We start from the raw sequence: 23,272 nt of genomic DNA, 5'->3' as shown, positions 1-23,272 counted from the left end.
CGGGCCTCCGGCGGCTCTCCGGTACGACGGATCGGCATCATCCGGAGCTTCTCCCGGCTCGTTCTCATGCGCGCCACTCTAGAGCATTCGAAAGGTGACGGAAATCCGCGGCGTCAGGGCGCCGCGAGGCCGAGTTCGCGCGCCACCGCCTCGACCGGGCCGGCCTCTCCGCCGAGCGCCGCGCGGGCGCGGGCGAGGGCCTCGGCCGCCCTGTCGCGCTCGCCCATCACCCCGTAGGAGCGCACGAGACGCGCCCATTCCTCGGGGCTGCCGCCCTGCGCGGCGAGGCGGCGGTCGAGCCCCGCCACCATGCCGCGGATCGCGCCGCGCTGCTCCTCGGACAGGCCGGGTCCGGCCTCGCCCGGCGGCGTCCCGCCGCTCCCGGGCAGGGCAGGCTTCGCCCCGCCCTCGGGCTTCGCCTCGCCCTCGGGCCTCGCCCCGCCCTCGGGCCTGGGCCCGCCCGCGGGCGGCGTGCCGCCGAGGCGCTGGATGCTCTCGCGCAACAGAGGCATCCAGGGCGCGTCGGCCGGGGAGGCCTCGGCCAGCGCCGCGTAGCGCGAGAGGGCGAGCGCGCGGTCCCCGTCCTGCTCGGCCGCCCGCGCGAGGTAGAAGCGCGGCTTGACCCCGCTCGGATCCGCCGCGAGCGAGCGCTCGAAGGCGCCGCGCGCCTGGCCCGACACCATGCCGTCCGCCGAGGCGACCAGCGCCTCCCCGTAATCGGCGAGGCGGGTCCCGCTGTCGCCGAGCAGGCGTAGGGCCGATTCGTAGGCCCTCACGGCGTCCTCGGTGCGGCCGAGGCGGAGATAGACCGGGGCCAGGACCTCCCAGCCGCGGCCGTCCTCCGGGTGCTTCGCGAGGTGAGTCTCGATCTGCGCGATGCCGGACGCCAGATCGCGGGTGGCCGAGTCGCGGGTGGCCGAGTCGCGGGTGGCCGAGTCGCGGCCGGCCGGGTCGCGGGCGGAGTCGCGCGCCGCGGCGAGACGCTCAGCCTGGGGCTGCGAGGGCAGGCTCGGCGCGCCGTAGAGGCCGTAGACGATCAGGGCCACCAGGGGCACGGTCGAGAGGGCGAAGGCCGAGGCCGCGCGGCGGTGCCGCAGGGCCGGCTCGCCCACCCGCGGCGCGTCCGCGGTGCCGAGCGTGCGGCTCGCCCGCAGCAGCCGCCGCGCCGCCTCCGCGCGGGCCGCCTCGGCCTCGCCGGGGCCGATGAGCCCGCGGGCCCGGTCGCGCTCGATGTCGCGGAGCTGGTCCTCGTAGAAGCCGGTCTCGGTGGCGAGGAGGGATTCGGCTCCCGCCTCCGGCAGGGCCGGGTTCGGGCGGCGCGACAGCGGCCAGAGCAGCGCGAGCACCGCCGCCCCGGTCATTGCTGCGAAGAGGAACCAGATCGCCGTCATGTCGATCGTCTAGCCGCCGGAACCGCCGGACACGATCGGACGGCGCGGCGACACGTCGTCACGCGATGAGGAGAGCCCCGCGCGGCGCAGGGCTGCCCTGTCGGGTCCTCAACGCTGCATTGCGCAACGCGTGCTGCATTGCAACGTTGGAGCCGCGAAGCCCCGGTCCCCTGCCGGACCCTCGTTCCTCGGAGCCGGCCAAGCCGCATGCCCCCCACCTTCCCCGATCCCGCCCGCCCCGCGGCGGCAGATCCGCGCGCGCGCCGTCCCGGTCTCGCGCTCCTGGCGCTCGCCACGGGAGGCTTCGCGATCGGCACGACCGAATTCGCCGCGATGAGCCTCGTCCCGGACTTCGCCCCGGATCTCGGCATCGACGCGCCGACCGCCGGCCACGTGATCAGCGCCTACGCGCTCGGCGTGGTGGTGGGGGCACCGGTCATCGCCGTGCTGGCGGCCCGGATCGCGCGGCGCACGCTCCTGATCGGCCTGATGCTGCTCTTCGCGCTCGGCAACGGCCTCTCGGCCCTGGCGCCGGGCTACCCCAGCATGCTGGCTTGCCGCTTCCTGGCCGGCCTCCCGCACGGCGCCTATTTCGGCGTTGCTGCCCTGGTCGCCGCCTCCCTGGTCGCGCCCGCCCGCCGCGCGCAGGTGGTGGCGCGCGTGCTCGCCGGGCTCACGGTCGCCACCATCGTGGGCGTGCCGCTCGCGAACCTCGTCGGCCTCTGGATCGGTTGGCGCTGGAGCTTCGCCCTCGTGGCCGGGCTCGCCCTCCTCACCGCGCTCCTGGTGCGGCTCCTCGCGCCGCTCGGCCCGGCCGCCCCCGGCGCGAGCGCCCTGCGGGAGCTCGGGGCGCTGCGGCGGGGCCAGGTCTGGCTCACCCTCGCCACCGGGGCGATCGGCTTCGGCGGGCTGTTCGCGGTCTACACCTATCTCGCCTCGACGCTGCTCGGCGTCGCGCGGGCCGCGCCCGGGACGGTGCCGGTGCTGCTCGGCCTGTTCGGGCTCGGCCTCACCATCGGCAACCTCGTCTGCGCCTGGGCCGCCGACCGGTTCCAGATGCCGGCCGCGGGGGCCACGCTGGTCTGGAGCGCGGCGGCGCTCGCCCTCTACCCGGCCGCGACCGCGAGCCTGTGGACACTGGCCCCGGTGGTGTTCCTGATCGGCTGCGGCGGCGGGCTCTCGACCATCCTGCAGACCCGCCTGATGGACGTGGCGCAGGACGCGCAGACGCTGGCGGCGGCGCTCAACCACTCGGCCTTCAACGTCGCCAACGCGCTCGGCCCCTGGCTCGCGGGCTTGGTGCTGGCGCGGGGCTTCGGCCTGCCGGCGACCGGCCATGTCGGCGCGGCGCTCGCGCTCGGCGGGCTGGCGATCTGGGCCGTCTCGCTCGCGGCCGAGCGCGGGGAGGCGCGCGGCCTCCAGGCCGCGGAGTAGCGCGGCCGGGCTTCGCGCAAGCCGCCTGTCCGCGTCGCGCGCCGGCCGGTTGCGCGGCGAGATCGCCGCCCCGGCGCGCTCCCTCGCGCCGCGACACCGGTCGGATCATGGTGGCGCGTTCAGCGTCGGTGCGGCGAGGACGCCGCGCCCGGCTCGATGCGCCCGAGCGCCAGGTCACGCTGCGGCGCGACCCCGACGTGATCGACCGCTCCCGGGTGAGCGGCCCCGGCCGGCAGGTGCGGATCAACGCCATCCCGCGTGAGGCGCTGGCGCGCGGTTGAGGCGCCGGGGCCGGCGCCGGGACCACTGCGACGCGGCGGCGCGCGACGGCTCCGGCCCCGCGCTCAGGCCTTGGGGCTCGCATCCCCCGGGATCTCGACCACCGCCCGCAGACCCCCGAGGCTCGCCGCTTCGAGGCGCAGCCGTCCGCGGTAGAGCGTGGCGAGGTCGGCGACGATCGAGAGGCCGAGCCCCGAGCCCGGCTTGGTCTCGTCGAGCCGCCGGCCGCGCTTGAGCACCGCGACGCGGGCCTCGGGCGGCAGGCCCGGCCCGTCATCCTCGACGGTGACGATCAGGTGCGGGTACTCGCCCTGGCCGATCACCTCCGCGCGGATCGCCACCCGGCCCGCCGCCCATTTCGAGGCGTTGTCGACAAGGTTGCCGATCATCTCCTCCAGATCCTGCCGCTCGCCCCGGAAGCGCAGGCCCGGGGTGATCGCGGCGTCGAAGGCCAGGGTCTTGTCCCGGTAGATCTTGCCGAAGGTGCGGATCAGCGCCGCCACGACCGGTTCCACGTCCGTGAAGGTGCCGAGCGTGCCGGCGAGCGCGGCCGCGCGGGCGCGGTCGAGGTGGTAGTTGACTTGGTCGCGCATGATCGCGGCCTGCTCGCGGATCTTGCCGGCGAGCTCGCTCGACGCGTCCACCGCCTCGGCCTCGTTCACGATGATGCTCAGCGGGGTCTTGAGGGCGTGGGCGAGGTTGCCGACCTGGGTCCGCGCCCGCTCCAGGATCTCGCGGTTCGTCTCGATCAGCAGGTTCACCTCGCCGGCGAGCGGGGCGATGTCGTGCGGGTAATCGCCCGAGATCCGGTCGGCCTCGCCGCGGCGGATGGCGCCGAGCGCCGCGCGCAGCTTGGTGAGCGGGGCGAGACCGAATCGGATCTGCAGCAGGGTCGTGAGGCCGAGCGACAGGCCGAGCATCGAGAAGGTGGTGACCAGCGCCATGCTGAAGCGGCGCATGTCGGACTCGATCTCGTCCGAGGGGCCGGCGACCCGCACGACGTAGCGGCCCTCCTCGCCGAGATCGACCGTGCGCTCGATGATCCGCAGCGGCCGCTCGTCCTGGGCGCGGCCGTAGCCCTTGCGCAATTGCCCGGCGCCGGCCTCGCCCACCGCGTTGTCCGGGGGCGGCAGCGGCACCCCGACCAGGGAGCGCGAGGTGCGGATGTCGCGCGGCTTCGCGTTCGGGCGGCCGACCTGCCAGTACCAGCCGGAGAGCGGCAGGTCGAAGCGCGGATCCCCGAGCGTGCCGAGCGCCCTTCCCTCGCTGTCGCCGGGCGAGACGAGGTTGGTGGCGAGGTCGTTCGCGTAGACGATGAGGCGGCTGTCGAAGGCGCGCTCCGTCGTCTCGCGGTAGAGGGTCGACAGGATGAGGCCCGCGATCAGCAGGATCAGGGCGCTCGACAGCAGCGCCGAGACCGCGAGGCGCACCGCGATCGAGCGCCGCCGCCACGGGCGCCAGGCCGGCGCGCGGGCCGGGGCGGCCTCGGTCTCCGGGCCGACGCTGCCGGCGACGCCGCGGGCGGGCGCGTTCATGCGCCGCTCGCGCCGGACCCGCCGCCCGGATCGATCAGGTAGCCGAGGCCGCGCACGGTCTGGATCAGGTCGACGGCGAGCTTCTTGCGCAGCCGCCCGACGAAGACCTCGATGGTGTTCGAGTCGCGGTCGAAATCCTGGTCGTAGAGGTGCTCGGTGAGCTCCGCCCGCGACACCACCCGGCCGGTATGGTGCATGAGGTAGGAGAGCAGCCGGTACTCGTGCGAGGTGAGCTTGACCGGGCTGCCGTTCACGAAGACCCGGCCCGAGCGGGTGTCGAGGGTGACCGGCCCGGCGCTGATCTGGCTCGACGCGTGGCCGGCCGCCCGGCGCAGGATCGCCCGCACCCGCGCGAGCAGCTCCTCCATGTGGAAGGGCTTGGTGACGTAGTCGTCGGCCCCGGCGTCGAAGCCGTTGACCTTGTCGCTCCAGCGGTCGCGGGCGGTCAGGATGATGACGGGGGTCTTCACCTGGGCCCGGCGCCAGCCCGACAGCACCGTCACGCCGTCCTGCTTGGGCAGGCCCATGTCGAGGATGATGCAGTCGTAGGGCTCGGTCTCGCCCAGATAGGCGCCCTCCTCGCCGTCGAAGGCCTTGTCCACCGCGTAGCCCGCCTGTTCCAGGGCGGTCACCACCTGCCGGTTGAGATCCCGGTCATCCTCGACGATGAGCAGACGCACGGCAGGCCTCGCTGCGCTTCACCACACTCGGCTCCGGACGCGGCGTCCGGGGCCTCACCACTGGCCGGCCACTTGACCCGACCGGGCATCCACCACGACGTGCACGAACTGCCCGTCCCGGCGCAAGGCCGTGAGCATGTAGACCAGCGCCTCGTTGCGGCGGCAGAGATTGGCGCGCACGATGTCGGCCCGCGGCACCGCCGCCTGCGCGGCCCGGATCGCCGCCACCGGCTCGACGACGCGCTTCTCCGCCACGGCCTCGCGCAGGTCCCCGGGCGACAGGCAGGTCTGCCCCGCCTGCGACAGCCGGGTCGTCTGCGTCGGCGCCGCCACGGTCCCGGTCTCCGCCCTGTCCTGGGCGAGCGCGTACCAGCCCATCGCTCCGATGAGCCCGGCAGCCCCCAGGGCCGAGATGGCAACCGCGTGTCGCATGGCCGAACCATCTCGCCGAGGCACTGAATGCGGCCTGAATGGCGGGGCGTCGGCCCGCCACGCCGCGGCCGGCCGTGCCGAGGCGCACCGAGGGATCCGTCAAGGTTAGCGATTGGTTAAGCGCTCGGGCCGAGCTTGGCCGGGATCGGCGGGGGAGGGGGCATGGCGGAGACGGGGAACGGGTCCGGGCGCGGGGCCGTCCGGCGGTGGGCCGCGGCCCTCGCCTGCGCGGTGCTGGCGGTGCCGGCTGCCCGCGCGCAGGAGGGCGAGGCGCCGCTCTTCCTGCGCATCCGCCCGCAGAGCGAGATCGGCGCGGGCGGGTCGGCCGACGCGCAGGCGCAGGCCGCGGCGGCGCGGGCCGCCTTCGAGGCGCGCATCACCGCGCGGGCCAACCGCGCGATCGCCTCGGTCTGCACCGGATGCCTCGTCCCCGACGCGGTCGTGGCGGGCGTGTTCGCCACGGGACCGAACTGACGAGCCCCCTCGCGGCGGGAACGGCCGCAACCGGCTGTGGACGACCGGGCCCGCGACGGTGCAGAGGCGGGGTCCGGACCTTCCCGCAGCCCGTCGGCGCCCCGCCATGCCCTCAGCGACGCTCCTTTCCCTCCTCGCGGCGGCCGGCCGGCTCGCCGCCCTGGCGCCGGCCGCGGCGGCCGGCCGGCTCGCCGCCCTGGCGCCGGCCGCAGTGGCCGGCCGGCTCGCCGCCCTGGCGCCGGCCGCAGTGGCCGGCTGGCTCGCCGCCCTGGCACCGGCCGCGGCGGTGATCGGCGGGCGGGACGATCCCGGCGGCCCGCTCGCGGGCTCGGCCGTGATGGTGCTCTCCTCCCGCGGCGGCGTCTGCAGCGGCGTCGTGCTCGCCCCGACCGTGGTTCTCACGGCCGGCCATTGCGCCGCGCCCGGCGCGGAGCACCGGGTGCATTTCCGCGACGGCGCGGGCGAGCCCGTGCTGCTGCCGCTCGCCGAGGCGGCGGTGCATCCCGGCTTCGACCCGGGCGCCGTCGCGGGGCGCCGCCGCTCGATCGACCTCGCGCTCCTGCGCCTGCCCGCCCCGCTGCCCGCCCGCTTCGCCCCGGCGCCGCTCTCCGCCGCCCCGCCCCGGGCCGGGGCCGCCCTCACCCTCGGCGGCTACGGCCTCGCCCGTCCGCGCGATCCGCGCAGCAGCGGCACCTACCGGGTCGCGGCGCTGCCGGCCGTCGAACCGCACGGGCCGAGCCGGATCCTGGTCTGGCTGCGGGCGGCGGACGGGGTCGCGGGCGCCTGCGAGGGCGATTCCGGCGGACCGATCACCGCCGCGGACCGCGTCGTCGCGGTCACGACCTGGACCAGCGGTCCGGGAGGTTGCGGCGGTTTCTCCCAGGGCGTGCTTCTCGGGCCACAGCGCGCCTGGATCGACGGGATCCTGTCGCGCTGGAGCGTCGTCGCGCGCTGGGAATGACCGGTTCTCGCCCGGTACACGGGAAGGCGGACGCTTCGACTTCGCGGTCGGACGCCTCACGATCCTGTTTACGCTGCGCGCGGATTGTTTCGGAACCGGAAGCCGGCGGCGAGACTTCCCTTGTCGAGCGTGGCCGGAGGCCTCACAGTTCACCACATGCGCTTCGTCTCGACCCGATTCCTGTCCGTCCTGGCCGCCGCGGCCGCGAGCCTTCCCGCCCTGTTCGGCGCAGGTGGAGCCGGGGCCGTCGTCCTCGGCGAGATCGAGCGCGACCCCAACGGCTTGCGCGGCTCGGTCGTGCGCATCGAGAGCACCACGGGCGAGATGTGCTCCGGCTCCCTGATCGACCAGGATCTGGTGCTGACCGCCGCGCATTGCGTCATGCATCGGGCGGGCTACTGGGTCGTCGTGACCGACCGCGGCTTCCGCCAGCGGCGCCTGCGCGCGGTCGCGGCGGCGATGCATCCCGATTTCGTGTCCGGGACCACGCCCGAGGATCAGCCGGGCACCGATCTCGCCATCCTCAAGCTCAGCGAGCGGCTCGGGCCGGACTTCCAGCCCCTGACGCTGCGGGGCGGCGGCGGGATCTCGGCCGGGGATCCGGTCTCCATCGCGGGCTACGGGGTCGTGGCCGAGAACCGGCGCGGCACCGCCCGGGTCCTGCGCCAGGCCCGGCTCGTGTCCCTCGGCGACCTCCAGGTCGCCAACACCGTGACCGTGGTGGCGGATCGCCGCAGCCTCGCCGAGACGGCGGGGGCCGGCGCCTGCCTGGGGGATTCCGGCGGCCCGATCCTCAAGGGCAGCGCGGGCAGCTACCAGCTGGTCGGGGTGGTGAGCTGGTCGAGCGGCGCCGCCCAGCAGGGCCGCGTGCGCACGGCCTGCGGGGGCTTCACCGCCGTGACCCCGATCGCCCGGCACACCGACTGGATCTCGGCCCGCGCCGCGGACCTCTCGCGCTACCAGCCGGGCGACGAGGCGGCGACCCGCAGCCTGCGCGGCAACCCGGCCGACTGGACGGGCGGCCGCTGAGCGGTCCTACCCGAGCTTGACGGTGCGGCGACCGGGCTCCTATCCGGGCCCCGATCCGGAGGAGTCCCGATGACCAATGCCGTGCTGCTCGTGGCCCGCCTCTGCGTGGTGGCCCTGTTCCTCTGGTCCGGTTTCGGGAAGCTCATGAACCCGGGCGGCGTGACCGCCGCGATCGCCGGCAAGGGCCTGCCGGCGCCCCAGATCCTCGCCTACCTCACCATCGCGGCCGAACTCGGCCTCGGCGCGTTGATCGCGCTCGGCCTCTACGCCCGCGCGGCGGCCGTCGCGCTCGCCGCCTTCACCGTGCTGACGGTCGTGTTCTTCCACAATTTCTGGGCCATGACTGGAGAAGCCGTGCGCACCAATCAGATTCAGGCCCTGAAAAATCTCTCGATCATCGGGGCGCTGTTGATGATCGCCGCAGTCGGTCCGGGGCGCCTCGCGGTCAACCAGCGTTAACGCCTGTTACACGCACGGAACGGCGGGGAGGCCGGCACGTTGACCGCGCTCCGAAGGAGACAACCGGCAGAGCGGGCAAAACGGACATGGCCGCAGACACATCGTCGACCGGGGCGGCCGACCCGCTTGCCGCCGTGAGCCCGGCCTTCCGCCTCTTCGCGGAGGGAGCGGCGCTCCCGATCTGGCGCACCGACCCGCAGGCGCGCTGCATCTACGTCAATCCGGCCTGGCTCGCCTTCCGGGGCCGCGAGGCGGCGGAGGAGCTCGGCCACGGCTGGCGGGACGGCGTGCACCCGGAGGATCGCGGCGCCCACGACGACCTGATCTCGGCGGCCCACACGGACCGCACCAGCTTCACCTCCGAGTACCGCCTGCGCCGCCACGACGGCGACTTCCGCTGGATGCTCGGCCAGGGCACGCCGCTCTTCGAGGAGGGCACCTTCCAGGGCTATTGCGGAACCTGCTTCGACATCACCGACCGGCGCCGGGCCGAGGAGCACGCCGCCCACGCCGCGGCCGAGAAGGAGGCGCTGCTGGCGGAAGTCTACCACCGCGTGCGCAACAACCTTCAGGTGATGGTGAGCCTGATCGGCCTCTACGGCCGCGCGGCGCCGCAGCCGTGCCGGCCGGCCTTCGACGCGCTGGGGCAGCGGGTGCGGGCGATCGCGCTGGTCCAGCAGCACCTGCACGAGGCGCCGGCCATCGCCAGCATCGATCTCGCCGAGTACCTGCAGCGGCTCGGCCGCGGCCTCGCGCAGCTGCGCCGGGCAGGGCGGATCGTGGTCGAGGTGGCGGCGGAGCGCTCGGCCCTGCTCCAGCCGCGCACCGCCAACGCGCTGGGCATGATCCTGGCCGAGGTGGTGGCGGAGGGCCTCGACGCGACGCCCGAGAGCGCGACCTGCTTCACCTCGGTGCTGATCCCCGACGCCCCGCCCGGCGAGCCGGTCCGGGTCCGGGTGATCTCGGGCGGGATCGGCAACGGCGCGGTCACCGTCGCGCCGCCGAAGCTCGGCCCGCGGCTGATCGCGGCCTATGCCGGGCAGGCGGAGATCGTGGCGTCCGGCGAGGCGACCGCCGAGGCGCCCCTCGAATTGCTGCTGCCGGTGCCCGCGTGACGTCCGGGTGGCGTGGCCGGCCGCTCGTCCCTATATCCCGGCCATCGACCCGGAACCCTTCCCGCCATGCTGCCGCCCATCGCCGAGATCGTGGACAATTTCGCGTTCCTGGAGGAGTGGGAGGACCGCCACCAGTACCTGATGGAACTCGGCCGCAAGCTGCCGCCGATGCCCGCCGAGGCGCGGAGCGACGCCAACAAGGTGCGGGGCTGCGTCAGCCAGGTCTGGCTCGAGACCCTGGTCGATCGATCGGACGGCACGCCCCGCCTGCATTTCCTGGGCGATTCGGACGCGCACATCACCAAGGGCGTGGTCGCCGTGCTGATCGCCTTCTTCGACGGCCGCACGGCGGCGGACGCCGCGCGGGCGGACGCGCTCGGCCTGTTCCAGCAGCTCGGCCTCTCCGAGCACCTGACCGCGCAGCGCTCCAACGGCGCGCGCGCCATGATGGAGCGCATCCGCTCCGACGCGGCGCGGCTGGCGGCCTGATCCCGCTCGCGCGAAGGCAGCCGTTTCCGCCAGGAAGCGGGCGAGCCGTCCGGGCATGCGGTCGCACGGCTTGCACCGGCGCGCCTCCGGCGGCACATGGCACTGGTTGATTCTGGCACCGGTTGACTCTGGCACCGATGGCCTCCGGCACCGATTGCCTCTCACGCGGTAATGTCCATGACTTCGTCCCTTCGGCCGAGCTTGCCTTCCCCGACGGCGCCCGCGCGGCCCCACAGCTTCACCGTTCACGGGCGCACCGTCGAGGACCCCTATGCCTGGCTGAAGGCGGCGAATTGGCGGGAGGTGCTCAAGGATCCGGCGGCCCTGCCGGCGGAGATCCGGACCTACCTGGAGGCGGAGAATGCCTACGCGGAGGCGGCGCTCGGCCCGACCGCGTCCCTGCGCAAGACCCTCGTCGCCGAGATGCGCGCGCGGATCCGCGAGGATGAGAGCAGCGTCCCCAACGTCGACGGTCCCTTCGCCTACTACACCCGTCACCGGGAGGGGGGGCAGCATCCCCTGGTCTGCCGCCGTCCCGCCGCCGGGATCGAGGCGGTGCCGGTCGAGCGCCTCGCGGGCGAGGGCGAGGAGATCCTGATCGACGGCGACCGCGAGGGCGAGGGCCACGCCTTCTTCGATCTGTCGAGCGTGGCCCATTCGGACGACCATCGCCTGCTGGCCTGGAGCGCCGACACCAAGGGATCCGAACTCTACACGATCCGGGTGCGCGACCTCGCCTCCGGCCGGGACCGCGAGGACGCCGTCCTGGCGACGACCGGGGAGGCGGTCTGGAGCGCGGACGGCGCGGCCTTCTGGTACGTCGCCGTCGACGAGAACCACCGGCCGGCCAAGGTGATGCTGCACCGGCTCGGCACCCCCCAGGTCGACGACGAGACGGTCTACGAGGAGCCCGATTCCGGCTTCTTCGTCGGCATCGAGGAGACCCAGTCCGGCGCCTTCCTGGCCATCACGGCCAACGACCATGAGACCTCCGAGGTCCACCTGATCGACAGGGCGCGGCCGGGCACCTTCTACCGGACCGTCGCGCCGCGGACCGACAAGCTGATCTACTCGGTGGAGCACCGCGGCGACGAGCTCTTCATCCGCACCAACGCGGACGGGGCGGAGGATTTCAAGATCGTGGTGGCGCCGCTCGCCGATCCGGGCCGGGCAAACTGGCGCGACCTCATCCCGCACCGCCCGGGCGTGATGATCCGCTTCCTGCACGTGCTGGCGCGGCACCTCGTGCGGCTGGAACTGGAGAATGCGCGGCCGCGGCTGATCGTCCGGGACGCGGCCGGCGACGAGCACGCGGTGGCCTTCGAGGAGGAGGCCTACTCGCTCGGCCTGCTGCCGGGCCTGGCCTTCGACACCGACGAGGCGCGCTTCGTCTACTCGTCCCTGACCACGCCGGCGGAGATCTACGATTACGACCTCTCGACCCGCACCCGGCGCCTGCGCAAGCGCCAGGAGGTGCCGAGCGGCCACGACCCGGCGCGCTACGTGACCCGCCGCCTGTTCGCGACCGCGCCGGACGGGGAGCGCGTGCCGATCTCGCTGTTCCACCGCCGCGACTGCCCGCTCGACGGCACGGCGCCGCTCCTCCTCTACGGCTACGGCTCCTACGGCTCGCTGATGTCGGCGAGCTTCCGCACCAACCCGCTCTCGCTCGTCGACCGCGGCTTCGTCTACGCCATCGCGCATGTCCGCGGCGGCACCGAGAAGGGCTGGCGCTGGTACCTCGACGGCAAGCGCGAGAAGAAGCCGAACACCTTCTCGGATTTCGTCGCCTGCGCCGGCGCGCTGATCGAGGCCCGCTACACCTCGGCCGGCAGGATCGTCGCCCATGGCGGCAGCGCGGGCGGGATGCTGATGGGGGCGGTGGCCAACCTCGCGCCCGAGCTCTTCGCCGGCATCGTGGCGGACGTGCCCTTCGTGGACGTGCTCAACACGATGCTCGACGGCGACCTGCCGCTGACCCCGCCGGAATGGCCCGAATGGGGCAATCCGGGCGCGGACCCGAAGGCCTTCGAGACCATCCTGTCCTACTCGCCCTACGACAACCTGCGGGCCGCCGCCTATCCGGCGATCCTGGCGCTGGGGGGCCTGACGGATCCCCGGGTGACCTATTGGGAGCCCGCGAAATGGGTGGCGCGCCTGCGCGCCACCATGACCGGGGGCGGTCCGGTCCTGCTGCGCATCAACATGGAGGCGGGGCACGGGGGCGCGGCCGGGCGCTTCGACCGGCTGGAAGAGGTGGCGCTGATCTACGCCTTCGCGCTCGCCGTGGCCGGCAAGGCGGGGGAGGCCGCCTGATCCGCTGTCCGGACGCTCACGTCCGGACAGCGTCTGCCAAGCCCGCGCGGCGGGTGAGCGAAGCCCCAATCCGCCATCCCGAAAGGAGCGAGCGGATGTGGGATGACAAGCCCGCGCAGCGCTTGAGCGACGCCGGCATCCGCATGGCCAAGCAATTCGTCGGATGTCGTATGAACCGCCTCAGGGCAGCGCGACCCCGAAGGCCTCGCGGTAGCCGCGCCGGCCTTCGGGCGTGATCAGCAGGGCCCGCGACCCGGCCTCGCGCCGGATCCAGCCCTGATCGAGGCCGTGCGCGCAGAGGGCGGCGCCGAGGCGCCCTGCGAGGTGCGGCCGCCGCTCGCTCCAGTCGAGGCAGGGGCGGCACAGGGGGGCACCGCGCGCGCGGCCGGGCGCCGGGAGGGCGACGCCGAGGGCCGTGAGCCGGGCCAGCCCGGTCGGCGTGACGAGCCCCGCCTCCTCCGCGATCTCGATCCAGCCCGCCGCGGCCAGGGCCTCGGCGAGCGCGACGCCGAGCCGCCCGGCGATGTGGTCGTAGCAGGTGCGGGCGAGGCGCAGGCGCGCGTCGCGCGGTCCGGTGGGGGGCCCGGGGGCGGCCTCCCCGGCGACCTGCATCAGGCCCTCGATCAGGCGCGCGACGGCCGGACCGGCGAGGCGGTGGTAGCGGTGGCGGCCCTGGCGGGCGACGGCGAGGAGGCCGGCCTGGGTCAGCTGCGCGAGGTGGCCGCTCGCGGTCTGGGGCGTGATCCCGGCGACCCCGGCGAGTTCGCCCGCCGTGAGCGCGCGCCCGTCCATGAGCGCCTGCATCATCGCCGCCCGGGCGGGATCGCCGATCAGGGCGCCGAGCTGCGCGATCGTGGCGGTGGTGACCATCCGGAAGCCCTCCTGCCCGAGAGGTAGCACGGGAGGACGCGCCACGCTTCGGCCGCGGCCGCAGCATCGGGCGCGGGCCGGCGGCAGGGTGAGGCCAGGAGCCAGCCCGCTATGAGCCAGCCCGCCGTGATCCAGCCCGACAGGACCCACCCCGCGCCGCTCGCTGCTCCGTTGCGCGCGCGGCTGCGCGCGCTCCTCGTGCTCTGCCTGCGGCACCACCGCACCCGCTGGGAGCTGCGCGACCTGAGCCCGCACCTCCTGGCGGATATCGGCCTCGACGAGGATCGACGGCGGGCGGAATGCGCGAAGCCGTTCTGGCGCGGTTGAGCGGGCAGCCGGAGCGGAGAGGGCGCGGTCAGTACGGGCAGGCGAGACCGGCGGTCATGGCCCGGGACCGTTGGTTCCGTTCGCGAATCGCCGCCGAGCCCTGGGCTTGGTGCCGACGAGTCGTAAGGGCCGACGGCCCGACGCGTCCGCATGCTGGGCCGCCGGTGTGACCCCGCCCGTCACGGCGCGGTCCCGTGCTCGCCCCCGGACCGGCATGAGCCATGCCGGGCGTCGCGCGCGAGGACGCGGCGAGCCCCGCTTCGGCGGCCGGAGCGGCGCGGCTGATCGGCCTCGGCGGCGAGGGGGCGGGGATCAGTTGCCCTCGCCCTCCTCCTCGCTCTCGCCCTCGCCCTCGATGTGCTCGACCGAGACGACGCGCTCGTCCTTGGCGGTGTTGAACACCGTCACGCCCTGGGAGGCCCGCCCGACGATGCGGATGTCGTCCACCGGCACGCGGATGAGCTGGCCGCCATTGGTCACCAGCATGATCTGATCGCTCGTCTCGACCGGGAAGGAGGCGACGAGGTGGCCGTTGCGGGTGTTCACCTCCATGGCCTTGATGCCTTTGCCGCCGCGCCCGGAGATCCGGTACTCGAAGGAGGAGGTGCGCTTGCCGAAGCCGCGCTCTGAGAGGGTCAGCACGAACTGCTCCGCCGCCCCCATGGCGATGTAGCGCTCCTGATCGAGGTCGATCGAGGCCGCGGTCTCCTCGCCGTCCGCCTCCGGCGTCGCGGGCAGCTCGATCGCCTCGCCGGTCGCCCGGCGGTCGGCGTTGGCCCGGCGCAGATAGGCCTGCCGCTCCTCGGGCGTGGCCTCGAAGTGGCGCAGGATCGTCATGGAGATCACCCGGTCGCCGCTGCCGAGGTTGATGCCGCGCACGCCGGTCGAGTCGCGGCCCTTGAACACCCGCACGTCGGTGACCGGGAAGCGGATGCACTGCCCCGCCGCCGTCGTCAGCAGGACGTCGTCGGCCACGGTGCAGATCTCGACATGGACGATGTGGTCGCCCTCGTCGAGCTTCATGGCGATCTTGCCGTTGCGGTTGACCTGCACGAAGTCGGACAGCTTGTTGCGCCGGACGTGGCCGCTCGCCGTCGCGAACATGACGTCGAGCGTTTCCCAGGACGCCTCGTCCTCCGGCAGCGGCATGATCGTGGTGATCCGCTCGCCCGACGTGTCGAGGGGCAGGATGTTGACGAGCGCCTTGCCGCGGGCGTTCGGGGCCGCGAGCGGCAGCCGCCAGACCTTCTCCTTGTAGGCCTGTCCCTGCGAGGAGAAGAACAGCACCGGGGTGTGGGTGTTGGCGACGAAGAGCCGGGTGACGAAATCCTCGTCGCGGGTCGTCATGCCGGAGCGGCCCTTGCCGCCGCGCCGCTGCGCCCGGTAGGTCGAGAGCGGCACCCGCTTGATGTAGCCGGCGTGCGACACGGTCACGACCATGTCCTCGCGCTGGATCAGGTCCTCGTCCTCGACGGTCGAGTCCCAGTCCTGGATCTCGGTCCTGCGCGGGGTCGCGAACTCGGCCCGCACCTCCGCGAGTTCGGCCTTGACGATGCCGAGGATGCGCGCGCGCGAGCGCAGGATGTCGAGGTAGTCGGCGATCTCGTCGGCGAGCTGCTTCAGCTCGTCCCCGACCTCGTCGCGGCCGAGCGCCGTCAGGCGCTGCAGGCGCAGGTCCAGGATGGCGCGGGCCTGCGCGTCGGACAGCCGGTAGGTGCCGTCATCGGCGACGCGGTGGCGCGGATCGTCCACGAGGGCGATCAGCGGCGCGATGTCGACGGCCGGCCAGTCGCGGGCCATCAGCGCCTCGCGGGCGCTGTTCGGATCCGGCGAGGTGCGGATCAGCCGGATGACCTCGTCGATGTTGGCGACCGCGATGGCGAGGCCGCACAGGACGTGGGCGCGCTCGCGCGCCTTCCTCAGCAGGAACTTGGTGCGCCGGGAGACGACCTCCTCGCGGAAGTCGATGAAGGCCTGGATCAGGTCCTTGAGGTTGAGGAGCTCAGGGCGGCCGCCGTTCAGCGCCACCATGTTGCAGCCGAAGGAGGTCTGCAGCGGCGTGTACCGGTAGAGCTGGTTGAGGACGACGTCCGCCATCGCGTCGCGCTTGAGTTCGACCACGATGCGCATGCCGTCGCGGTCGGATTCGTCGCGCAGATCCGACACGCCCTCGATGCGCTTGTCGCGCACGAGCTCGGCGATCTTCTCCACCAGGGAGGCCTTGTTCACCTGATAGGGGATCTCGGTGAAGACCAGCGCCTCGCGCTCCTTGCGGATCTCCTCCACGTGCGACTTGGCGCGCATGATCACCGAGCCGCGGCCGGTCATGTAGGCGGCGCGGGTGCCGGCGCGGCCGAGGATCTGGCCGCCGGTCGGGAAGTCGGGACCCGGGATGATCTCGTTCAGGCCCTCGATGGTGAGGGCGGGATCGTCGATCAGCGCGATGCAGCCTTCGATCACCTCGCCGAGATTGTGCGGCGGGATGTTGGTCGCCATGCCGACCGCGATGCCGCCGGCGCCGTTGACGAGGAGGTTCGGGAAGCGGGCGGGCAGCACCGCCGGCTCGTCCTTCGACTCGTCGTAGTTCGGGTTGAAGTCGACCGTGTTCTTGTCGATGTCCTCGAGCAGCGCCATGGCGGGCTTGGCGAGGCGCGATTCCGTGTAGCGCATCGCCGCCGGCGGATCGCCGTCGATCGAGCCGAAATTGCCCTGGCCATCGACCAGCATCAGCCGCATGGCGAAATCCTGCGCCATGCGGACCAGCGCGTCGTAGATCGACTGGTCGCCGTGTGGGTGATACTGACCCATCACGTCGCCGACGATGCGCGCCGACTTGACGTACTTGCGGTCCGGCAGGTAGCCGTTCTCGTACATCGAGTAGAGGATGCGCCGGTGGACGGGCTTGAGGCCGTCGCGCGCGTCCGGCAGCGCCCGGCTCACGATCACGCTCATCGCGTAATCGAGGTAGGAGCGGCGCATCTCGTCGGTGATGGAAACGGGCTTGATGTCGCTGGCGGGCGGGGGAGCGCCAGTCTCGTCTTTCTCTGCCAAGGTCACACTCTCGCGGGGGCCGACGGGGCCACGGGGAAACTAGCCGATTTCGGGTGCCGCCGCCAGCAGCGCGGCAGTGGCCGGAATGGATGCGCCAGCAATGATTTAGATGGGGTTTCCGGGTCCCCCGCGCAACCCGGATCCGGCCGCTGCGCGCCCCGCCGGACGCGACGGCCCGGACCGACGGATCCGGGTCGTGGTCGTGGCCGCGCCGCGATGGGCCGCGACGCCGCGTGGCCGAGATCCCGGAGCCGCGCCCGATCCGGTTGCGATCGGGCGCGGCTCCAAGTCATTGAGCTTGGTCAGTAATCTTGGTCAGCGATCCCGCAATCTTGGTCAGCGATCCCGCCGCATCGTCCTCGACGAACCGGCATCCCCTTCGTCGCACATGCGCTAGAACGGGATGTCGTCGTCCAGGTCGTCGTAGCGCTTCTGGCCGCCGCCCGCCGGGGCCGGCCGGCGCTCGCCGCCCGAGGAGCGGCCGCCGCCGCCGAAATCGCCGCCGCGGCTGATCTGACCGCCGCCCATGTCGTCGGCCGCGCCCATCTCGCCGCCGCCGCGCCCGTCGAGGATCGTCAGCTCGCCCCGGAAACGCTGCAGCACCACCTCGGTCGTGTACTTCTCGACGCCGGACTGGTCCTGCCACTTGCGGGTCTGGAGCTGCCCCTCGACGTAGACCTTGGAGCCCTTGCGCAGGTACTGCTCGGCCACGCGGGCCAGATTCTCGTTGTAGATCACGACCGAGTGCCACTCGGTCTTCTCCTTGCGCTCCCCGGACTGCTTGTCCTTCCAGGATTCCGAGGTCGCGAGCCGGAGATTCACCACCGGGTCGCCGGAGGCGAGGCGGCGCACCTCGGGGTCGCGCCCGAGATTGCCCACCAGGATCACCTTGTTCACGCTGCCCGCCATCACGCTCTCCTTGCCGTCCATCTCTCTCGGGCTGCCGCGCCCGGCCCTGGGCCGCGCACCGTCCGCGGGACGGCGCGAGGGTGGGCCGAACGGATCCGCACCGGCAAGGCCGACGGGCCGCCTGTGCCCGGAACACACAGCCGGTGGGATCGCTCTTGTTCTATATTTGTTCGGCGTTTCGGGCAAGGGGGCGCGCCCTCGCCGGCCGGAGAACGACCCCCAAAGAAAAAAGGCCACACGCGCGGTGTGGCCCAAGTCTAGGGAGGAAACGCCCAAAGAGGGCAGCAGAACGACGACGCCATCGCCGTGCTGCGACGCCAAATATAGGCTCGCGCCATTGCTCGGGGCAAGTGCCTCGAAGGTCTCGTCAAGGGATTGGTGGCAGCTGATGCAGAGAAGCCACGCGCTGTGCTGAACGGCCGGTTGACGCCGGCCGCGGACGAGGGCCGATCAGGCCGGCGACGTGCCGCAGAGGAGCCCGCGCTGCCCGGCGGAGGATCGGGGTGGCCGCCGGATCCGGAGGCGGCGCACCCCGTTCTCGTTGCGGAGCCGGCCGCCGTGGAGGAACCCGTGCTGACAGACCTGCCTGAGGTGACGACGCGGGCGATCCGGGTCCGCGGGACGGTGCTGCACCTCGCCGAGGCCGGGCCGCCGGACGGGCCGCTCACGCTGCTGCTGCACGGATTCCCGGAATTCTGGTACGGCTGGCGCCACCAGATCGGCCCGCTCGCCGCCGCGGGCCTGCGGGTGGTCGCGCCCGACCAGCGCGGCTACGGGGCGAGCGGCAAGCCGAAGGATCTCGGAGCCTATCACCTGGACGAGCTGGCGGCGGACGTGATCGGCCTCGCCGACGCGTTCGCGCGGGACAGGATCCGGCTCGTCGGTCACGATTGGGGAGGCGTCGTGGCGTGGCAATGCGCGGCCCGGTACGCCGAGCGGGTCGAGCGCGCCGCGATCCTCAATGCGCCGCACCCGGACGTGTTCTTCGGCTATGTCGGGCGCCATCCGACCCAGATCCTGCGCAGCAGCTACATGGGCCTGTTCCAGCTGCCCTGGCTGCCCGAGGCGCTGCTGCGCGCGGGCGATTTCGCGCTGCTGCGCCGCGCGCTGGCGGGATCGAGCCGCCCCGGGACCTTCGACGCGGCCGCGCTCGATCGCTACGCCCGGGCTTGGAGCGAGCCCGGAGCCCTCACCGGCATGCTCAACTGGTACCGCGGGCTGCGCCTGCCCCGGCGCCCGCTCCCGGATCCCGTCCGACCGCCGGTTCTGATCCTGTGGGGCGAGCGGGACACCGCGCTCGAAGCGGGGCTCGCCGAGGCCAGCCTCGCGCGCTGCGCCGCGGGGGAGATCCGGCGCTTTCCGGAGGCCACGCACTGGGTCCAGCACGAGGAAGCGGCGGAGGTGAACCGCGCCCTCCTGGCCTTCCTGACCGGCGCCGCCGCGACCGCGTGAGCCTGTGGCGGGAAAGCGTCACCCGCCGGCGCACGTACGCGCCTGGGTTGACCGGCCCGACTCCCCTCGGCCATCCCGGCGCTTCCGCGCCGCCCGGCGGCGCTCCCGCGGAGGAGGGGACGATGACGCCTCGCATCCTGGCGCCGCTCTGCGGCGCCGCCCTGCTGGCCCTGGCCGGCACCATGCCCGGCCACGCCGCCAGCCTGCTCGACAGCGGGCCGCTCGCCGATTTCCTGACGGTCTTCCGCCAGCAGGCGGTGCCCCGCCAGACCATCGGCTGGAACAGCCCCTACAAGCCCGGCACGGTCGTGGTCTCGACCAGCCAGCGGCGGCTCTACTACATCCTGCCGAACCAGGAGGCGATCCAGTACGGCGTCGGCGTGGGCCGCGACGGGTTCTCCTGGTCGGGCACCAAGACCGTGACGATGAAGAAGGAATGGCCGGCCTGGCGCCCGCCCGAGCAGATGCTCAGGCGCCGCCCGGACCTTCCGCGCTACATGGCCGGCGGCATGGACAACCCGCTCGGCGCCCGGGCGCTGTATCTCGGCTCGTCGCTCTACCGCATCCACGGCTCGAACGAGCCCGAGACGATCGGGGCGGCGGTGTCCTCGGGATGCATCCGCATGACGAACCGGGACGTCATCGACCTCTACGGCCGGGTGAAGGTCGGCACGAAGGTGGTGGTGCTGCCGTAGGGACGGGGCGCGTCCCGCGGGCGTGTCGCCGAGCGGCCGCGGGGATCCCGCCCGGTGCCCTCCGGAGCGACTTCGCAGGCGGGGTGCCTCGCGGCGGGCACCCGAAGCGACGGGCCCGGCCGGGCGACCGCCCCGCGACCCGCGCGCATCGCGACCAACCCCCATGCGGAACGGGCCGCCCTCCCGGTGGAGAACGGCCCGTCGCACGCTCGCTGATCCGCCCGTCTCCGAAGAGCGTGACGGATCGGATTGTCAGTTGAGGACGACGACCCTGGAGCCGACCTTGACGCGCTCGTAGAGGTCGGTGACGTCGTCGTTGGTCATGCGGATGCACCCGGAGGAGACCGCCTGGCCGATCGTGTCGGGCTCGTTCGAGCCGTGGATGCGGTAGAGCGTGCCGCCGATGTACATGGCGCGGGCGCCGAGCGGGTTGTCGATGCCGCCGGCCATGTAGCGCGGCAGGTCGGGGCGGCGGGCCAGCATCTCCTTCGGGGGCGTCCAGGACGGCCACTCCTTCTTGGCGACGATCGTCTTCGTGCCCGACCAGGTGAAGCCCGGGCGGCCGACGCCGACCCCGTAGCGGATCGCCATGCCGTCGCCGAGCACGTAGTAGAGGCGGCGCTCGGCCGTCGAGACCACGACCGTGCCCGGAGCGTAGCGGCCGTCGAAGGGCACGAGCTCCCGCGGGATCGGGGCGACCTGCGCCTGGTCGGTGCTCCCGGCGGCCTGCCCCCGTCCGTAGGGAGCGGCGGAGAAGGGCGCCCCGTAGGGCCGGCTCGCGTAGTACTCCTCGCCGGGATTGACATCGAACGGGTCGTAGGGGGCCGCCTTGACCGGGGCCGAGGCGAGCACGCAGGCACCGAGGACGCCCGCGAGGGCGGAGGCGAAGATCTTCATGAGCGGGAGCCTTACCTCAGCAGTTACCTTTGCAGTTAAGAATGTTCGACGGCGACTTCGGTTCCCGGGAAAAGCCGCGCTTCGTGCTGTGGTGAACCGCTGAGCCGTCGCTGTGCGGGTTTCTGCTTGGCCCGGGCCGGCGGATGCTGCGGTGCGCCGGCGCACCTTGGCCGTTGGCGGGGCGGCGTCTGGGCTTCGTCTTTCCGGCTTGGCCGTGAGGGGGACGCGTCGCTCCGCGACGGGCCGGGGCGGAGCGCGTCGCGCCCGTGCCTGCCGCCCGGCGACGTCGCAAGCTCGGCGTTTGATGCAGACACCACCTGCGCGGCACGCATGGATGCGCCGATCGGCGCGACCGCGTCCCCGCCGCGCGCGGGGTCGTCGCGTCCGCCCCGCGGCGGGCGGCGCGAGGATCGCGGAGGTGTGCAGGCTCGCCCGGCGGTCCGCGCAGCCGCGCGGCCGCGTCGGGCCCCGGGGGGATCGCGATCGGCCCTGCCGTCGGGGGAGAGGCCCGCTCCGCGCCCTCAGTTCGGGCCGCGAGCCCGGGCCTCGAAGGCTTCCGCCATGGTATCGTCGGCGCGGCCCAGCGATTCGAGGTGCTCGGCCCGGCGCGTCTGCGCGGCGCGGTCCTCGCCCTGGCTCATGTCGGCCGTCACGCGCGCCCGGGCGGCCTCGCGCCGGTGACGCTCCGCCTGCTCGCGGAAGAACGCCGCCTGCTGCCCGGCGGTGTCGGCGTACTCGCGTGCGTAGGAATCCGAATCGTCCTTCGCGGCCATCGCGCTCCTCATCTGCCTCTGCGCGGCATCCTCCCGTCCGCCCCGCCGGCTAATGCGCAGGCGTGGCGGGTCCGGCCCTCGGCCGGACGAGGGGAGGTTAGGGCAGCCGGGAGGCGGGTCAAACGGGTCCGTTCAGGGGGTCTGCGCGGCCGCGTAGGCCATCACGCCCATCAGCGCGCCGACGTCCCGGTAGCGGTCGCCGCGGGTCGTCATCATCGCCTCGAACTTGTCGTGCACCTGCGCCACCGTCAGGCTGCGGGCCTTCCGGCGCCCGACCCGCTCGTAGAAGATCGGCTTGTTGGCCTTGGCGGGCTTCGGCAGCAGGGCGGCGGCCTCCGCCTTCGGCTCCTCGACGACCTTCGCCATGAAGCGCTCGGCGTCGTCGGGTCCGAGGAAGTGCGCGAGGTAGGTCTCGCCCACCGAGAGCGAGCGGCCGATGCGGGCGGCGATCCGGGTGCTGTCGCGCTTGAGCATCTCCCCGGCCAGCAGGGCCGAGAGGGCCGGGTCCCGGCGCATGTCGAGGATGCGGGCCTTCTCGGCCGCATCCGCCACCGTGTTGTCCTCGGCGATCAGCGACGCCTCGCGGGCGAGGCCGTGCTGGGCGCCGAACTCGCGCATCACCTGGAGCCAGGTGCGCTCGATGAACTGGTAGAGGCCGGTCGCCGAGGAGGTGCGGGCCTGGACCTCGGTGGCGAAGCTCGACTCCTTGTCGGCGATCGCCATCAGCAGGACCGGATCCATGCCGACCCTGTAGGCGGCCTTGACGATGGTCTGGACGATGTGGCGGCGCACCCGCATCGGCCCGAAGGCCAGCACCTCGTTCGGGTCGCCGCCCGTCGTCGCCGAGAGCAGGTCGTCGTAGGAGACCCGGTCGACGCCGTCCGCCCCGAGCGCGGTGTCGAGGTCGTGCACCGGCATGCTGATCGGCGCCTCCTTGGGCGCGGCCTGCAGGCGGGGCTTGGGCATCACCTTGGGCATCACCAGGAGGTCGGCCATCAGGGCGACCGGCGGGCCGGCCGAACTCACGAGGTCCGGACCGTAGCGGTGCAGGAGCGACCCCAGCCCCGCCGCCAGGCAGGCGGCGGTGAGGATGGTGCGGGCCAGGACCGGAACGCCGCCCGGGGCGGCCCGGCCGCCGACCACCAGCGCGTCCCGCGGACCGGCGGGGGCCCAGCGGACGACCTGGGCCGACGGTCCGATCGCGCGATGCGTCATGAAGGGTCATCCCCGAGCTGGGCCGAATGTGTCCGGCGCGTTTCGGCCAGGAAGCCGGGGAGTTGTGGCGATAAGACGGCGCCGCTCGCGCCGCCGTGATCTTGTGCGGGACAAGGCTTTGCCGATGGAGCCGCGACTCGCCCGGCGCCGAACGGCCAAGCTTAACTTGGAGCAAGCCGGGAAAGCTTGGCCAGGGGCGTGCTGCGCCGCGGCACAGGGGCGGCGCGGCTCAGCGCGAGACCGGCTGCTGCTGCGGAGCGGCGCGGTCGCGCTTGTTGGCCTGGTGGCGGCCGATGGCGCACCCGGCCGCCGCGCCCGCCAGGGTGTGGCCGCCCGCGTAATGCCCGGCGACCCCGCCGGCGATCGCGCCCTTGATGCAACCCTTCGCCTCGGCGGCACCGCTCGCGGCCGCGAGGCCGGCCGCGACGGACGCGGCGATCAGGATCTGTCTCATCGCTTCTCCTCCGGAAACCCGCGCGGTCGCGGCCA

General features: G+C 73.4%; 23 protein-coding genes. 12 read left to right on the top strand and 11 right to left on the bottom strand.

Translation table 11 applies throughout. The features are described 5' to 3' along the window. Nucleotides 1-113 precede the first annotated feature (113 nt). Nucleotides 114-1,391, bottom strand: coding sequence for a c-type cytochrome biogenesis protein CcmI (gene ccmI, locus MET2598_RS0102935; RefSeq protein ID WP_018259823.1), 1,278 nt, complete (start codon nucleotides 1,389-1,391; stop codon nucleotides 114-116). A 207-nt stretch (nucleotides 1,392-1,598) separates the two neighbouring features. Between ccmI and MET2598_RS0102930 the strand changes: the two genes are divergently transcribed. After that, nucleotides 1,599-2,825, top strand: coding sequence for an MFS transporter (locus MET2598_RS0102930; protein ID WP_018259822.1), 1,227 nt, complete (start codon nucleotides 1,599-1,601; stop codon nucleotides 2,823-2,825). A gap of 128 nt (nucleotides 2,826-2,953) precedes the next feature. Further along, nucleotides 2,954-3,106 carry a BrnA antitoxin family protein gene (locus MET2598_RS40650; RefSeq protein WP_018259821.1) on the top strand — a complete coding sequence of 51 codons (153 nt, stop codon included), beginning with the start codon at nucleotides 2,954-2,956 and terminating at the stop codon, nucleotides 3,104-3,106. 63 nt (nucleotides 3,107-3,169) lie between these two features. On the opposite strand, the gene MET2598_RS0102920 is transcribed toward MET2598_RS40650, so the two are convergent. Genes MET2598_RS0102920 through MET2598_RS0102910 form a run of 3 tightly spaced genes read right to left on the bottom strand, consistent with a single transcriptional unit; the run spans nucleotide 3,170 to nucleotide 5,751 of the window. After that, nucleotides 3,170-4,639 (bottom strand): sensor histidine kinase, encoded by a 1,470-nt coding sequence (locus tag MET2598_RS0102920; protein ID WP_018259820.1) that lies wholly within the window; start codon nucleotides 4,637-4,639, stop codon nucleotides 3,170-3,172. Then, nucleotides 4,636-5,319 carry a response regulator transcription factor gene (locus MET2598_RS0102915; RefSeq protein WP_012334167.1) on the bottom strand — a complete coding sequence of 228 codons (684 nt, stop codon included), beginning with the start codon at nucleotides 5,317-5,319 and terminating at the stop codon, nucleotides 4,636-4,638. The genes MET2598_RS0102920 and MET2598_RS0102915 overlap by 4 nt, the downstream gene beginning before the upstream one ends. A 54-nt stretch (nucleotides 5,320-5,373) precedes the next feature. Then, complete coding sequence (locus MET2598_RS0102910) at nucleotides 5,374-5,751, bottom strand: PepSY domain-containing protein (protein ID WP_026190474.1); 378 nt, start codon at nucleotides 5,749-5,751, stop codon at nucleotides 5,374-5,376. A gap of 162 nt (nucleotides 5,752-5,913) precedes the next feature. Between MET2598_RS0102910 and MET2598_RS0102905 the strand changes: the two genes are divergently transcribed. The 7 genes from MET2598_RS0102905 to MET2598_RS0102875 all read left to right on the top strand — a co-directional run bounded on the left by MET2598_RS0102905 (nucleotide 5,914) and on the right by MET2598_RS0102875 (nucleotide 12,594). Then, entirely contained in the window at nucleotides 5,914-6,225 is a 312-nt protein-coding gene (locus MET2598_RS0102905) for a hypothetical protein (RefSeq protein ID WP_012334168.1), read from the top strand. Between the two features lie 106 nt (nucleotides 6,226-6,331). Then, nucleotides 6,332-7,186 carry a trypsin-like serine protease gene (locus MET2598_RS0102900; RefSeq protein ID WP_018259818.1) on the top strand — a complete coding sequence of 285 codons (855 nt, stop codon included), beginning with the start codon at nucleotides 6,332-6,334 and terminating at the stop codon, nucleotides 7,184-7,186. Nucleotides 7,187-7,342: 156 nt separating this feature from the next. Next, nucleotides 7,343-8,215: a S1 family peptidase gene (locus MET2598_RS0102895; RefSeq protein WP_012334170.1), complete on the top strand. Its 873-nt coding sequence runs from the start codon at nucleotides 7,343-7,345 to the stop codon at nucleotides 8,213-8,215. 69 nt (nucleotides 8,216-8,284) lie between these two features. After that, nucleotides 8,285-8,674: a DoxX family protein gene (locus MET2598_RS0102890; RefSeq protein ID WP_012334171.1), complete on the top strand. Its 390-nt coding sequence runs from the start codon at nucleotides 8,285-8,287 to the stop codon at nucleotides 8,672-8,674. Between the two features lie 86 nt (nucleotides 8,675-8,760). Beyond that, nucleotides 8,761-9,789, top strand: a complete 1,029-nt coding sequence (locus tag MET2598_RS0102885) for a PAS domain S-box protein (RefSeq protein ID WP_018259817.1) — start codon at nucleotides 8,761-8,763, stop codon at nucleotides 9,787-9,789. 66 nt (nucleotides 9,790-9,855) lie between these two features. Next, nucleotides 9,856-10,278 (top strand): SufE family protein, encoded by a 423-nt coding sequence (locus MET2598_RS0102880; protein WP_018259816.1) that lies wholly within the window; start codon nucleotides 9,856-9,858, stop codon nucleotides 10,276-10,278. Between the two features lie 171 nt (nucleotides 10,279-10,449). Further along, nucleotides 10,450-12,594: a S9 family peptidase gene (locus MET2598_RS0102875; RefSeq protein ID WP_012334174.1), complete on the top strand. Its 2,145-nt coding sequence runs from the start codon at nucleotides 10,450-10,452 to the stop codon at nucleotides 12,592-12,594. Between the two features lie 180 nt (nucleotides 12,595-12,774). On the opposite strand, the gene MET2598_RS0102870 is transcribed toward MET2598_RS0102875, so the two are convergent. Beyond that, nucleotides 12,775-13,464, bottom strand: a complete 690-nt coding sequence (locus MET2598_RS0102870; RefSeq protein WP_018259814.1) for an ArsR/SmtB family transcription factor — start codon at nucleotides 13,462-13,464, stop codon at nucleotides 12,775-12,777. Nucleotides 13,465-13,575: 111 nt separating this feature from the next. On the opposite strand from MET2598_RS0102870, the gene MET2598_RS0102865 reads away from it, so the two are divergent. Beyond that, nucleotides 13,576-13,791 carry a DUF1127 domain-containing protein gene (locus tag MET2598_RS0102865; protein ID WP_018259813.1) on the top strand — a complete coding sequence of 72 codons (216 nt, stop codon included), beginning with the start codon at nucleotides 13,576-13,578 and terminating at the stop codon, nucleotides 13,789-13,791. A gap of 312 nt (nucleotides 13,792-14,103) precedes the next feature. Here the strand turns inward: MET2598_RS0102865 and gyrA are convergent, their stop codons facing one another. Continuing rightward, complete coding sequence (gyrA, locus tag MET2598_RS0102860) at nucleotides 14,104-16,842, bottom strand: DNA gyrase subunit A (protein WP_026190472.1); 2,739 nt, start codon at nucleotides 16,840-16,842, stop codon at nucleotides 14,104-14,106. 393 nt (nucleotides 16,843-17,235) lie between these two features. After that, nucleotides 17,236-17,751 carry a single-stranded DNA-binding protein gene (gene ssb, locus MET2598_RS0102855; RefSeq protein ID WP_012334178.1) on the bottom strand — a complete coding sequence of 172 codons (516 nt, stop codon included), beginning with the start codon at nucleotides 17,749-17,751 and terminating at the stop codon, nucleotides 17,236-17,238. Between the two features lie 570 nt (nucleotides 17,752-18,321). Between ssb and MET2598_RS0102850 the strand changes: the two genes are divergently transcribed. Beyond that, a complete protein-coding gene (locus tag MET2598_RS0102850) occupies nucleotides 18,322-19,203 on the top strand; it encodes an alpha/beta fold hydrolase (protein WP_442918986.1) in 882 nt (293 codons plus the stop codon). Nucleotides 19,204-19,325: 122 nt separating this feature from the next. Further along, nucleotides 19,326-19,898: a L,D-transpeptidase gene (locus tag MET2598_RS0102845; protein ID WP_012334180.1), complete on the top strand. Its 573-nt coding sequence runs from the start codon at nucleotides 19,326-19,328 to the stop codon at nucleotides 19,896-19,898. A 252-nt stretch (nucleotides 19,899-20,150) separates the two neighbouring features. Here MET2598_RS0102845 and MET2598_RS0102840 read toward each other — a convergent pair whose 3' ends face one another. The 4 genes from MET2598_RS0102840 to MET2598_RS0102825 form a co-directional block, all read right to left on the bottom strand. Then, a complete protein-coding gene (locus MET2598_RS0102840; RefSeq protein WP_012334181.1) occupies nucleotides 20,151-20,795 on the bottom strand; it encodes a L,D-transpeptidase in 645 nt (214 codons plus the stop codon). Between the two features lie 521 nt (nucleotides 20,796-21,316). After that, nucleotides 21,317-21,568 (bottom strand): hypothetical protein, encoded by a 252-nt coding sequence (locus MET2598_RS0102835; protein ID WP_012334182.1) that lies wholly within the window; start codon nucleotides 21,566-21,568, stop codon nucleotides 21,317-21,319. Nucleotides 21,569-21,700: 132 nt separating this feature from the next. Beyond that, nucleotides 21,701-22,783 (bottom strand): transglycosylase SLT domain-containing protein, encoded by a 1,083-nt coding sequence (locus MET2598_RS0102830; RefSeq protein ID WP_012334183.1) that lies wholly within the window; start codon nucleotides 22,781-22,783, stop codon nucleotides 21,701-21,703. Between the two features lie 229 nt (nucleotides 22,784-23,012). Next, complete coding sequence (locus MET2598_RS0102825; RefSeq protein WP_012334184.1) at nucleotides 23,013-23,237, bottom strand: hypothetical protein; 225 nt, start codon at nucleotides 23,235-23,237, stop codon at nucleotides 23,013-23,015. Between the last annotated feature and the right edge of the window lie 35 nt (nucleotides 23,238-23,272).

It is taken from the genome of Methylobacterium sp. WSM2598 (assembly GCF_000379105.1).
Classification (GTDB): domain Bacteria; phylum Pseudomonadota; class Alphaproteobacteria; order Rhizobiales; family Beijerinckiaceae; genus Methylobacterium.
This window is presented reverse-complemented; position numbering and strand designations above follow the sequence as displayed.